We start from the raw sequence: 12402 nt of genomic DNA, 5'->3' as shown, positions 1-12402 counted from the left end.
CGTGTGTCTCCGGTGCCGTCAGGCGATCGTGCCGGCGCGGCGCAGCGCTTCGAGCTTCTCGGCCGGGTAGCCCGCCAGCGCGCCGAGCACCTGCTGCGTGTGCTCGCCGAGCCGCGGCGGACTGCCGTAGGCCATCGGCGCGGCCGCCGAGAGCTTGATCGGGTTGCCCGGCATGCGCACGCGCTCGCCGTTGGCCAGAAGGACCTCGACCACCATGTCGCGCGCCACCACCTGCGCATCGCCGAGCGCCTGCGCAAAGTTGTTGACCGGCCCGCACGGAATGCGCGCCGCCTGCAGGCGCTCGAGCCAGTGGGCGGTGGGCTGCTTCTTCAGTTCGCCGGCGATCAGCGCGTCGATCTCGGCCTTGGCCGCGAAGCGCACTGGCTGCTGGCGGTAGGCCGGGTCGCGCAGCGCGGGCAGGTCGATGAACTCGACGAAGCGCTCGAAGAACGCATCGCCGATGCACGCGACGATGATGTGGCCGTCGGCGGTCGGGTAGCTGTTGTAGGGCACATGCACGAAGTGGCCGTTGCCGATGCCTGCCGGGACGTGGCCCGACATCAGGTGCATGGTCGCCATGTAGTTGAGCAGCGAGATCTGCGCGTCGAGCATCGAGATGTCGACATGCTGGCCGCGCCCGGTGCGCTCGCGCTCGGCGAGCGCCGCGAGCACGCCCATGGCGCCGAACATGCCGCCGCCAAGGTCGCCGATCGGGATGCCGCTGCGCGTCGGTCCGCTTTCGGGCGTGCCGGTGATCGACATGCCGCCGCCCATCGCCTGCACCACCTGGTCGAACGCGGGGCGCTGCGTCTCGGGGCCGGTCTGGCCGAAACCGGTGACCGAGCAGGTCACGATGCGCGGATTGATGCGCGCGAGCGCGGCATGGTCGATGCCGAGCCGTTCGGTGACGCCGACGCTGAAGTTGTCGAACACCACATCGGCGGTGCGCACCAGGTCGAGGAACACCGCCTTGCCGTCGGCGCTCTTGAGGTCGATGCAGACGCTCTGCTTGTTGCGGTTGAGCGTGAGGTAGTAGGCGCCCATGCCGCCGCGCGCGTAGTCGGGGTCGTGCTCCAGCAGCCGGCGCGTGCCTTCGCCGCTGCCCGGCGGCTCAACCTTGATGGTGCGCGCACCCAGGTCGGCCAGCAGCATGGTGCCGTACGGACCCGAGAGCATGTGCGTCAGGTCGAGCACGGTGATGTGTTCGAGTGCCAAGTCGTGTGTCTCCTGAAAGCAGCAGATGTCGCACGCAACGTGCCAGCACGGTCGGGGGGTGCGTAAGTCATTGATTCAAAACGAAAAGCGCTCGCGAATTGGGTAATTTCCCTGAGTTTCGCGAGACACGAAAGAGACGGTCGTGTGTTGCAATGCGACTGACCATGGAACATGCAACGACCTCCGTTTCCACCGCCCGCCGCGGCCTTCCGCGGCTGTGCTTCATGAGCTACCGGCAGATCCGCGAGTTCGCGCTGCCCGTGGTGGCGGAGTTCGTCGGCCGGGCCGACATCGAGGTGGTCGACGGCACCTTCGGCGATGCGCTCGCCACCGCGCGCGACCGCATCGAGCGCGGGCTCGTCGATGCCTTCGTGAGCGCCGGCTCGAATGCGAGCATCCTGCGCGCGGGGCTCGAGGCGCCGGTCGCGACGATTCAGCTCGGCGGCTTCGACCTGATGCAGGCGCTCATCAAGGCGCGGCGCATCTCGAGCCGCGTCGGCGTGGTGATGTACGGCCAGACCATCCCCGAACTCGACGAGGTGAAGGACCTGCTGAACATCGAGGTCAGCCAGTACGCCTACCAGACCCCCGACGATGCGCGCCAGCGCTTCGAGATGTTGCGGCGCGCCGGCTTCGACGTGATCGTGGGTTCGAGCCTCGTGGTCGAGCTTGCCGAGCAGGCCGGGCTGCACGGCCTGCTGGCCTATTCGCTCGCGAGCATCCGCAACGGCTTTGAGGATGCGCTCGAGCTCGCGCGCGTGGCGCGGCTCGAGGCCGGGCGCTACGAGCAGCTGAACGGCGTGCTGCACAACCTGCAGGAAGCCGTGCTCGCGGTGGATCGCGACAACCGCATCATCGCGGCCAACCCGCCGATGCAGCAGCTGCTCGGGCGCGGTTCGGCGCGGCTCCTGGGCCGCTCGCTCGACGCTGCGCAGCCCGAGCTCTCGTTGCAGGCCACGCTCGAAACCGGCCTCGAGGAGCGCGCGCTGGTGCAGCGCTTCGCGCAGCGCGACTGGGTCGTCAACCGCACGCCGATCCGCGAACATGGCGAGATCGTCGGTGCGGCGCTCACGCTGTACGACGCGCGCGCGATCCAGCAGGCCGACACCAGCCTGCGCATGCAGCACGGCCGGCGCCAGAGCGCGGCGCGCCACCGCTTCGACAGCCTGATCGGGCAGAGCCCTGCGTTCCTGCGCGCGGTGCGGACCGCGCAGCGCTTCGCGGGCAACGACCTCACGGTGCTGATCGCGGGCGAGAGCGGCGCCGGCAAGGAGCTGTTCGCGCAGGCGATCCACAACGGCAGCGCGCGGGCGGGGCGGCCGTTCGTCGCGATCAACTGCGCGGCCTTTCCCGAGGCGTTGCTCGAGAGCGAGCTGTTCGGCTACGAGGAGGGCGCCTTCACGGGCTCGCGCCGCGGCGGCAAGCGCGGGCTGTTCGAGACCGCGCACACGGGCACGCTGTTCCTCGACGAGATCGGCGATATGCCGCTGCACCTGCAGACGCGGCTGCTGCGCGTGCTGCAGGAGCGCGAGATCACGCGCCTGGGCGCCACCGCGCCGATTCCGGTCGACGTGCGCGTGATCGCCGCCACCCACCAGCCGCTGGACCAGATGATCCGCGACCGCAGCTTCCGGCAAGACCTGTACTACCGCATAAACACGCTGCGGCTCGCGCTGCCGGCGCTGCGCGAACGCCCCGAAGACGTGTCGCTGCTGGCCGAAGCGCTGCTCGGCGGCTGCCTGCGGCGCCTAGGCGTGGCCTTCGATGCGCGGCGCGCGCTCGCGCCGCTGCGGGCGCGGCTCGAAGCCCACCCCTGGCCCGGCAACGTGCGCGAGCTGGAGAACCTCTGCGAGCGCCTCGCGGTCTTCCTCTCGCAGTTCGAGCGCCTCGAGGTGGTGCGCTGGGACGAGCTGCCGCAAGAATGCCCCGAGATCTTCGCGGCCGACCCGCTGCCCGCGGCAGCAGCCGGGGCCGCGGACGTCTCGCCACGGGCACGGCTTGCCGAGGTGATGGCCGCGCACGGCGGCCATCGGCGCAATGCCGCACGCGAACTCGGCGTGAGCCGCTCCACGCTGTGGCGCTGGCTGCGCGAAGGCAGCGCGTAGGACGCACCCGCGCCACGAGGCCCAGTTAAGCTCGCGCCCCATGAAGCGCAACAGCAGCAGCCACAGCACGCCCCGATCCTCCGGCACCAAGGCGCCCGCGCCGCCGCCGCCCGCGGTGTCCGATGTGCCCGTCTCGGCGGTGCTCGCGCGCATCGAGACGCTGTGGTCCTCGCTCGGCCCGGTGGGCCAGCGCATCGCCGACTTCATCGTGAAGAACCCCCGCGAGGTCGTCCACATGTCGGTGAGCGAGGTGGCCGAGCGCACCGGCTCGAGCGAAGGCAGCATCGTGGGCCTGTGCAAGAACCTCGGCGCCACGGGCTTCCAGCAGATCAAGATCGCGCTCGCGCAGGAGATCGTGCGGCCGGTGCAGTTCATCCACGAAGACCTCGACCCGCAGGACAAGGCCGATGCGGTGATCCGCAAGATCTTCCAGAGCAACGTGCAGACGCTGCACGACACGGAGGCCACGCTCGACGCCCGGGCGATGGAGCGCGCCGTCAGGCTGATGCGCGAGGCTGAGCGCATCGAGATCTACGGCATCGGCAGTTCGGCCACCATCGCGGAGGATGCGCACTACCGCATGCTGCGCATCGGGCTCAACGCGAAGGTGGTGGTCGATTCGCACGTGCAGGCCATCAGCGCCTCGCTCACCGGACCCAAGGTGGCGGTGCTGACCATCTCGCATTCGGGCAGCACGCACGAGACGGTCACGGCCACGCGGCTCGCGAAGGAGGCGGGCGCCGGCACCGTGTGCATAACCAACTTCGGCAAGTCGCCGATCCAGGCCTTTGCCGACGTACTGCTCTTCACCATGGCGCGCGAGACCAGCTTTCGCACCGAGGCCATGACCAGCCGGCTTGCGCAGCTGGCGATCATCGACGTGCTGATCGCCTGCCTTGCGCTCTCGGACTACGACACCTCGGTGCGCACGCTGCGCCAGACCTTCGACGTGCTCTCGCTCAAGCGGTACTGAGGCGCGCCGGCTTCGGACGCCAGCAAACCCGCCACATTGGCCGCCACCGCCCCGGGCGCATGGCCCACCAGCAGGCAGCGCATGCCGAGCCGTTCGGCGCCCGCGGCATCGGTCAGCGGGTTGTCACCGACGACCACGGTGCGCTGCGGCTCCGCACCGAGGCGGCGCAGGCCTTCCTCGAACAGCAGCGGCGCGGGCTTGCCGATCACGCGCCAGGGCTGCACGCCGCTGGCCGCGACCACGGCCGCGAGCAGCGCGCCGGTCTCGGGCACCACGCGCCCCTGCGGACCGGGGTGCGTGGCATCGGCATTGGTCGCGACCAGCCTCGCGCCGCGCAGCAGTTCGTTGGCGACGGTGGCGAGCCTTGCATGGCTGAAGTGCATGTCGAGCGCGAGCAGTACGAAGTCGGCGTCGGTGCGCACCAGCGTGCAGCCCTCGGCCTGTGCGAAGCGCTGGAGCGCCGGGCTCGCGACCAGCAGCACGCGCGCGCCGGGGTGCTGCTGCACCATCTGCCGCACCGCAAGTTCGCCGGCCAGCACGATGCGCGCGGCCGGCACGCGCAGCCCCAGCCGGCGCAGCCGCTCGGCAAGGCCCTGGGCCGTGTGGGTGGAATTGTTCGAGACGATGGCGTAGCGGTCGTGGAAATGTGCGAGCAGCTCGGCCGCGCCCGCGATCGCTTCGTTCTGCCGCACCAGCGTGCCGTCGAGGTCGACCAGCAGGTGGCGGGCCTGCGCGAGCCAGCCGTCCGGCGGGGCGTTGCTGCCGTGGTCGTTGTCGTTTTCGCTGCTGCGATGCGCTGTCGTCGGGGGTTGGATGCTCATGGATCTCCGGTGATGCCGCCGGGTGGCGCGGCCATGGCGCCGGATTGTATTGAACATTGCTCAGTCAATATGCCAATTTAAAATGAGCTATTTTCATTTGCCTGTCATCTTCGGTTTTTAAGCTCAACGGCATCCAAGCGGGAAAGCCCGCTTTTGCCCACAGATCCGAACCCGAGGAAACCAATCATGAAAAAGCGCCTGGCCTTCGCCGCTGCCGCCGCACTCTCGCTGTCCGCAGCGCTCTTGTCGCTCCCGTCGCACGCACAAACGGTGGCCGACGGCTCGCGCGAGCGTCCGCTTCGCGTGCTGCTGATCCCCGCCGATGGCGGCACGGAGTCGGGCACCAAGGCCGACTATGCGCCGGTGTTCAACGCCATCACGCGCACCACCGGCCTGAACTTCGACCTGAAGGTCGGGCAGTCGTACGGCGCGGTGGTCGAGGGCATGTGCAACCAGCTTGCCGACATCGCCTTCTTCGGCCCCGTGTCGTACGTGCAGGCCCACAAGCGCGGCTGCGCACAGCTGCTGGCCGTGGGCGTGGAGAAGGGCGCCTCGGTGTACTACGCAGGCATGTTCGCCAAGGCCGCCGCGCCGATCGCCTCGGTCCAGGACCTGAAGGGCAAGCGCGTGGCCTTCGGCGACGTCAACTCGGCCTCGAGCTTCACGTTCCAGGTCGCGATGCTGCTGGACGCGGGCATGGACCCGGCGAAGGACCTCGGGGCCATCCGCATGACCGGCAGCCATGCCAGCAGCCTGGCCGCGCTGGTGCAGGACCAGGTCGACGTGGCCTCGCTCTCGTTCGACTCGTACGAGAAGGCCGTGAAGCAGGGCGTGGTCGATCCGAAGACGGTGAAGGTCATCGCCCGCAGCATGCCCATTCCGTACCCGCCGCTGGCGCTCAACTCGAAGCTGCCCGAGCCGCTGAAGGCGAAGCTGAAAGAGGCCTTCCAGACGGTGAACAAGGCGCCCGGCATCACCCCCGACATGATCCGCGGCTATGGCGGCAGCAAGATCGATGGCTACGACACCAAGTTCTCGGAAGACGAGTTCAACGTGGCAGCCGAGAAGCTCGGCCTGCTGACCGACGAGCTCAAGGGCCGCATCCTGGCCAAGGCCGCGCAGCGCTGAGCCCGCACGCCATGCTGAGTTTCGATTCGGTCGCGATGCGCTACGCCGACGGCACGCGCGCCGTCGATGGCGTCTCGCTGCAGGTGCCTGCGGGGCAGTTCTGCGTGGTGCTGGGCGCCTCGGGCGCGGGCAAGTCCACGTTGCTGCGCATGGCCAACGGGCTGGTCAAGCCCACGCAGGGCGCGGTGCGGGTCGAGGGCGTTGCCATCGCCGCCGCTTCGCTGGCCCGCATCCGGCCGCGCATCGGCATGATCCACCAGCAATTCAACCTCGTGCTGCGTTCGACCGTCGCCGAGAACGTGCTGTCGGGCGCGCTGCCCGCACTGCCGACCTGGCGCGCGCTGCTCGGCCTTTTCTCCGAGGCGCAACGTGCCAAGGCCTGCGCGCTGGTCGAATCGGTCGGCCTGCAGGAGCAGCATCTTCTGCGCCGCGTGAGCGAACTGTCGGGCGGCCAGCAACAGCGCGTGGGCATCGCGCGCGCCTTCATGCTGGACCCGCCGCTGGTGCTGGCCGACGAGCCGGTCGCGAGCCTCGACCCGCAGACCAGCCACGACGTGCTGTCGCTGCTGCGGCAGCAGGCGCGCGAGCGCGGCACCACGGTGCTGTGCAGCCTGCACCAGATCGAGCTGGCCTGCGAATTCGCCGACCGCATCGTCGCGCTGCGCCACGGCGCGGTGGTGTTCGACGGCGCGCCCGCGGGATTCGACCCGATGGTGTTCGATGCGGTCTACGGGCGCGAGCCGGCGCCGTTGCGGGCGGCACCCGAAGCTCGACCGCCGCTGCATACCGGTGCGTTGGAGCTCGCGCCATGAGTCGGCCCGCATCGGCCTGGGAACTTCCGCGCCCGTTCGGCGCCCGCAGCCTTGCCGTGCTGCTCATCGTGGTGGTGGCGGGCTTCTTCGCGGGCCAGCGCGTCGAGATGGGCCGCATGCTGTCGCTCTCAGGCGAAGCCGTGCTCGCGGCCGTGGGCTTGCGCGACCAGTCGCAGGTGCTGTCGGGCCTAGGCACCATCGCACGCTCGCTCTTTCCGCCGCAGGTGTCCGAACGCACCGAGGTCTCGCGCATCGAGGGCTTCGATGCGGATCGCCTGCCCTGGTTCTCCCACGTCGAGACCGAGACCTCGCGCCAGCCGAAGCTCAATCCCCAGACGCTGCAGATGGAAGAAGCGGTCGACCGGCGCGAGGTGCTGGTGGAGCCCTTCGGCTACCTCTGGCATGTGGCGGTGAAGATGCTCGAGACCTTCGAGATCGCCATCTGGGCCACGCTGCTGGCCATGGTGCTGAGCGCGCCGCTCGCCTGGTGCAGCGCGAAGAACTACACGCCGAACGCCGTTGTGTACACGCTCGCGCGCAGCGTGGTCGGCATGTTCCGCGCGGTGCCCGAACTGGTGAGCGCGCTGTTCCTGGTGATCGCCTACGGCTTCGGCCCGATCGCCGGCGTGCTGGCGCTTGCGCTGCACTCGGCGGGCTTTCTCGGCAAGTTCTACGCCGAAGACATCGAGACCGCCGACGACAGGCCGCAGGAAGCCCTTCGCGCCATCGGCGCCAACAAGCTCAAGGTGATGCGCTTCGCGGTGCTGCCGCAGGTGATGCCGCAGTTCATCGCCTACACGCTGTACATCCTCGACCGCAATGTGCGCATGGCCACCGTGGTGGGCCTGGTGGGCGCGGGCGGCATCGGCCAGGAGCTCAAGGGCCGCTACGACATGTACAACTACGCGCACGTCGGAACGATCCTGATCGCGATCTTCCTGACGGTGCTCTTGCTCGACAGGGTCGCAGCCAGGCTGCGCAGCCGCTATGCCTGAGCCCTGACGAACGCCCGCCCGGGCCACCCGACTCCCTTTGCTTTTCTCCGCCGCGGCGCAGGCCCTTCAAGGCCTGCGCGGCCCGGCTTCGCTCTGCATTTGCTTTTCACGCCCCTTCGACCACAGAAAAGGACAGCTTCATGACCCCACGTTCCTCCCGGTATGGCCTCGCTGCGGCGGGCTTTCTCCTGTGCCTGAGCCTTGCCGCCTGCGGCGGTGGTGGTGGCGGCGGCGGCGGTGGACTGCCGTTCCTGCCGCCCGGGCAGACGCCACCGCCCACCGACCAGCCGAACCCGCCCGAGACGCCGGCCGCGCCCGTTCTCAAGTGCGCGCCCTGAGCGCCACGCTTGCCTTGCAACTTCCCTGCGTTGAAAGAACACCCATGAACACCTCCAACCGCCGCGATTTCTTCCGCAAGTCGGCAACCGCCATCGGCGCCGCCTCGGCCATGACGATGCTGCCGCCGGCCATCCGCAAGGCGCTCGCGATCGAGGCCGCCGTCGAGACCGGCACCATCAACGACGTCAAGCACATCGTGATCCTGATGCAGGAGAACCGCAGCTTCGACCACTACTTCGGCACGCTGCGCGGTGTGCGCGGCTTCGGCGACCGCTTTCCGATCCCGCTGGCCAACGGCAAGCCGGTGTTCTTCCAGGCCGACCCCGCGGGCGGCCCGGAGATCCAGCCGTTCCGCCGCGACTCGCGCATCGCCAACGCGCTGATCGGCTCGGGCACGCCGCACAACTTTCCCGACCAGCAGGCCGCGTGGAACCAGGGAAAGATGGACACCTGGATCCAGTTCAAGAACCAGGCGACGATGGGCTACTTCGTGCGCGAAGACATTCCGTTCCAGTTCGCGCTGGCCGATGCCTTCACGATCTGCGACGGCTACCACTGCTCGATCCTCACGGGCACCGACCCGAACCGCATCGTGTTCATGTCGGGCTCGAACTTCAACCCCGAGCTGCGCAAGAAGGGCATCAATTGCACCGACACCGACTCCGAACCTGTCAACTCGCGCTGCTGGCCGAAGCCTGCCAACTGGGTCGCGGGCCGTGCGCAGCAGGCCGACGGCTCGGGCCAGATCGATCCGGCCACCGGTGTGCACAACTACAAGTACGTCAACAGCGCGTTCAAGTGGGACACGCTGCCCGACCTGCTGCAGCGCGCGGGCATCAGCTGGCACATCTACCAGAACATGAACAACAACTGGACCGGCGCCATGCACGGCGGCCTGGCCTTCGAAAGCTTCCGCACCGCGCAGCCGGGTTCGCCGATCTATGAGCATGGCCTGACGGGCGGCCCCAATACGGCGGACGGCGCGACCAACTTCCTCGCCCAACTCAAGCAGGACGTGATGAACGACACGCTGCCGCAGGTCTCGTGGGTGCTGCCGACGCAGGCGCTGGCCGAGCATCCGGGCAGCAGCGAAGGCGTGGCGGGTGCCGCCGACTTCATCGCCGACGTGCTGGCCGCGCTCACCTCCAACCCGGCGGTCTGGAGCAAGACGGCGCTGTTCGTGACCTTCGACGAGAACGACGGCTTCTTCGACCACCTGGCCATGCCCGCAGTGCCGTCGTACGACGCCAGCGGCAACCTGATGGGCAAGTCGACCGTGCCGCTCGACGGCGAGTACTTCGACGCCTCGGTGGGCAGCTACCTGAGCGCCGCAGACACCACCAGCGGCAAGATCCGCCCCTGGGGCCTGAGCTCGCGCGTGCCGATGTACGTGATCTCGCCGTGGAGCAAGGGCGGCTGGGTCAATTCGGAGGTGTTCGACCACACTTCGGTCGGCCGCTTCCTGGAGAAGCGCTTCGGCATCACGGTGGACGCGATCAGCCCGTGGCACCGCGCCGTCTGCGGCGACCTGACTTCGTGCTTCGACTTCGTGAGCCCTAACGATCCGGTCATGCCCGCGCTGCCCGACACCAGCAACTTTCCGGCTGTCAACGCGGCGCAGCGACTGTTGCCGACGGCGCCCGTACGGACCGCGCCCGCCACCCCGCAGCCGCTCTACCAGGAGACCGGCACCCGCTTCTCGCGCGCGCTGCCGTACGAGCTGCACACCAGCGCGCGCATCGAGCCGCGCGGCCTGGTGTCGCTGGTGTTCGCCAACACCGGCACGCAGGGCGCGGTGTTCCACGTCTACGACAAGCTGCACCTGGACCGCATTCCGCGCCGCTACACGGTCGAGGCCGGCAAGCAGCTGGCCGACCACTGGAACACCGGCGCCAGCGACAGCGGCAAGTACGACCTCTGGGTCTGCAGCAGCAACGGCTTCGTGCGCAGCTTCTCGGGCGATGCGCTCGCCACCGACACCGCGGCCTTCAAGCCCGAGGTGCAGGTCTGCTACGAGCCCGCGAACGGCCAGGTCTACGTGAAGGTGCACAACACCGGCAAGGCGGGTGGCACCGTGACGGTGACGGCCAACGCCTACCGCACTGACGGCCCCTGGACGCTCGACGTGGCCGCGGGCCAGACCGGCGTGCTGCACTGGAACCTCGACGGCAGCGGCCACTGGTACGACTTCACGGTGACCGCCGAACACTTCGAGCGCCGCTTCGCGGGCCGCGTCGAAACGGGCAAGCCCGGCGTGAGCGATCCCGCCATGGCGATGCACCTGGAGGGGTAAACAGATGACGCACCCCATTCACTTTCATCGCCACGCGCGTGCCGCGGCCGTGTTCGGTCTGGCCGTCGCGCTCGGTGCGGCCTGCAGCATGGCGTCGGCCCAGCCGGTCGCCTGGGATCCGGCCAAGAAGAACCTCGGCATCGGCGAGAACGCCGGCACCACCGGCGTCACCGGCAGCAACAACCAGGCCATCGGCGGCAATGCCGGCAACAATGTCTCGACCCAGTGGAACCTGGGCATCGGCGAGGCCGCCGGCACCAACGTGAGCGGCGGCAACGCCAACACGGCCATCGGCTTCAATGCGGGCCAGAACGTGGTGGGCGGATGGAACCAGTCCATCGGCCGCAGCGCGGGCCAGAACGTGACCGGCAACTACAACAACGCCACGGGCTTCTGGGCCGGCACCAACGTGACCGGGTCGCACAACAGCGCCTACGGCACCAATGCGGGCCGCACCGTCACCGGCAGCAACAACCAGGCCTTCGGCCAGGGCGCGGGCAACAACGTGGGCACCAACTGGAACCTGGCGATTGGCGAGGGCGCGGGCTCCAACGTGTCGGGCAAGAACGCCAACCAGGCGATCGGCTACTACGCGGGCACCAACGTGGTTGGCGGGTGGAACCAGTCGATGGGCCGCAGTGCGGGCCAGAACGTGACCGGCGACTACAACAACGCGACCGGCTTCTGGGCCGGCACCGACGTGACCGGCAGCGGCAACGAGGCCTACGGCAGCAACGCGGGGCGCAACGTGGTCGGCAACGGCAACCAGGCCTACGGCGCCGATGCGGGGCGCGGCGTGAACGGCAGCAACAACATCGCCACGGGCCAGGGTGCGGGCGCCGGCGTGAGCGGCACGGGCAACCAGGCGTCGGGGCAGATGGCCGGTGCGCAGGTTGCGGGCAACTACAACGTCGGCATCGGGCAGGCTGCGGGCGGTGGCGTCGAGGGCCACCGCAACGTAGCGGTCGGCGACGCGGCGGGGCAGGGCGTGGTCGGCAACCACAACATCGCGCAAGGCAGCGGCGCGGGCCAGAGCGTCGTGGGCAGCGGCAACATCGCGATCGGCACCGATGCCGGCGTGTACGTCAACGCGAGCCAGGCGATCTCGCTGGGTACCGCCGCGCGCGCGAGCGCCGACGACGCCATGGCCATCGGCAGCAACGCAACGGCTTCGCACGCCGGCAGCGTGGCACTGGGCGCGGGCAGCGCGACCACCCGCGGCGCGCAGTCGAACTACGTGGCCGCCGGCCTGGCGGCGCCGCAGTCGTCGGCGGGCGAAGTGGCGCTCGGCAACCGCCAGCTCACCGGCGTGGCGCCCGGCAGCGAACCGACCGACGCAACCAACGTGGGGCAGGTGCAGGGCATGGTGCAGGACGGCGTGGCCTCGGCCAACACCTACACCGACACCGTCGCCGCGCAGGGCCTGCCTTTCGGCAAGGCCTACACCGACCTCACGGCCGCATGGCTGCAGAACCGGATCGACGACAACGCGCGGCGTGCCTATGCAGGCATCGCGGGCGTCGCGGCGATGGAAGCTGCGCCGATCGTGCCCGGCAAGATCAGCTACGCGGTGGGGCTCGGCAACTTCCGCAGCGAGAGCGCCATGGGCGGATCGCTGCGCCGCACCTCGCAGGACGGGCGCTACAGCGTCACGCTCGGCGTGGGCGCGACCAGTTCGGGCGTGGTGAGCCGGGTGGCGTTCACCGGCGTCTTCGACTGAG

The 12402-nt window shown here is 69.3% G+C and carries 10 protein-coding genes; 8 read left to right on the top strand and 2 right to left on the bottom strand.

The window, feature by feature from the left end; all coding sequences use genetic code 11:
* Positions 1-18 precede the first annotated feature (18 nt).
* Positions 19-1215 carry a CaiB/BaiF CoA transferase family protein gene (locus AC3A6G_RS00240; protein WP_487861512.1) on the bottom strand — a complete coding sequence of 399 codons (1197 nt, stop codon included), beginning with the start codon at positions 1213-1215 and terminating at the stop codon, positions 19-21.
* A gap of 164 nt (positions 1216-1379) precedes the next feature.
* Here AC3A6G_RS00240 and prpR point away from each other — a divergent pair, with 164 nt between their 5' ends.
* Together prpR and AC3A6G_RS00230 are read left to right on the top strand one after the other, a co-directional pair.
* Positions 1380-3320, top strand: a complete 1941-nt coding sequence (gene prpR, locus AC3A6G_RS00235) for a propionate catabolism operon regulatory protein PrpR (protein ID WP_487864390.1) — start codon at positions 1380-1382, stop codon at positions 3318-3320.
* Between the two features lie 40 nt (positions 3321-3360).
* Positions 3361-4293, top strand: a complete 933-nt coding sequence (locus tag AC3A6G_RS00230; RefSeq protein WP_487861510.1) for a MurR/RpiR family transcriptional regulator — start codon at positions 3361-3363, stop codon at positions 4291-4293.
* Here AC3A6G_RS00230 and AC3A6G_RS00225 read toward each other — a convergent pair.
* Positions 4230-5114 carry an HAD-IIA family hydrolase gene (locus tag AC3A6G_RS00225; protein WP_487861509.1) on the bottom strand — a complete coding sequence of 295 codons (885 nt, stop codon included), beginning with the start codon at positions 5112-5114 and terminating at the stop codon, positions 4230-4232. The two genes, AC3A6G_RS00230 and AC3A6G_RS00225, sit on opposite strands and share 64 nt — an antisense overlap.
* 186 nt (positions 5115-5300) lie before the next feature.
* On the opposite strand from AC3A6G_RS00225, the gene AC3A6G_RS00220 reads away from it, so the two are divergent.
* The 6 genes from AC3A6G_RS00220 (at position 5301) to AC3A6G_RS00195 (ending at position 12401) form a co-directional block, all read left to right on the top strand.
* Positions 5301-6242, top strand: a complete 942-nt coding sequence (locus tag AC3A6G_RS00220; protein ID WP_487861508.1) for a phosphate/phosphite/phosphonate ABC transporter substrate-binding protein — start codon at positions 5301-5303, stop codon at positions 6240-6242.
* Positions 6243-6253: 11 nt separating this feature from the next.
* Positions 6254-7054, top strand: a complete 801-nt coding sequence (gene phnC / locus AC3A6G_RS00215; protein ID WP_487861507.1) for a phosphonate ABC transporter ATP-binding protein — start codon at positions 6254-6256, stop codon at positions 7052-7054.
* Complete coding sequence (gene phnE, locus AC3A6G_RS00210; RefSeq protein WP_487864391.1) at positions 7051-8049, top strand: phosphonate ABC transporter, permease protein PhnE; 999 nt, start codon at positions 7051-7053, stop codon at positions 8047-8049. The genes phnC and phnE overlap by 4 nt, the downstream gene beginning before the upstream one ends.
* Positions 8050-8189: 140 nt before the next feature.
* A complete protein-coding gene (locus AC3A6G_RS00205) occupies positions 8190-8387 on the top strand; it encodes a hypothetical protein (protein WP_487861505.1) in 198 nt (65 codons plus the stop codon).
* Between the two features lie 44 nt (positions 8388-8431).
* Positions 8432-10681, top strand: coding sequence for a phosphocholine-specific phospholipase C (locus AC3A6G_RS00200; protein WP_487861504.1), 2250 nt, complete (start codon positions 8432-8434; stop codon positions 10679-10681).
* A gap of 4 nt (positions 10682-10685) precedes the next feature.
* Positions 10686-12401, top strand: a complete 1716-nt coding sequence (locus AC3A6G_RS00195; RefSeq protein WP_487861503.1) for a YadA family autotransporter adhesin — start codon at positions 10686-10688, stop codon at positions 12399-12401.
* The last annotated feature ends 1 nt before the right edge of the window (position 12402 follow it).

The sequence above is a fragment of the Variovorax sp. Soil_C_26 genome, assembly GCF_057657075.1.
The sequence above is the reverse complement of the archived record's forward strand: the minus strand, read 5'-3'. Positions and strand labels throughout refer to the sequence as shown.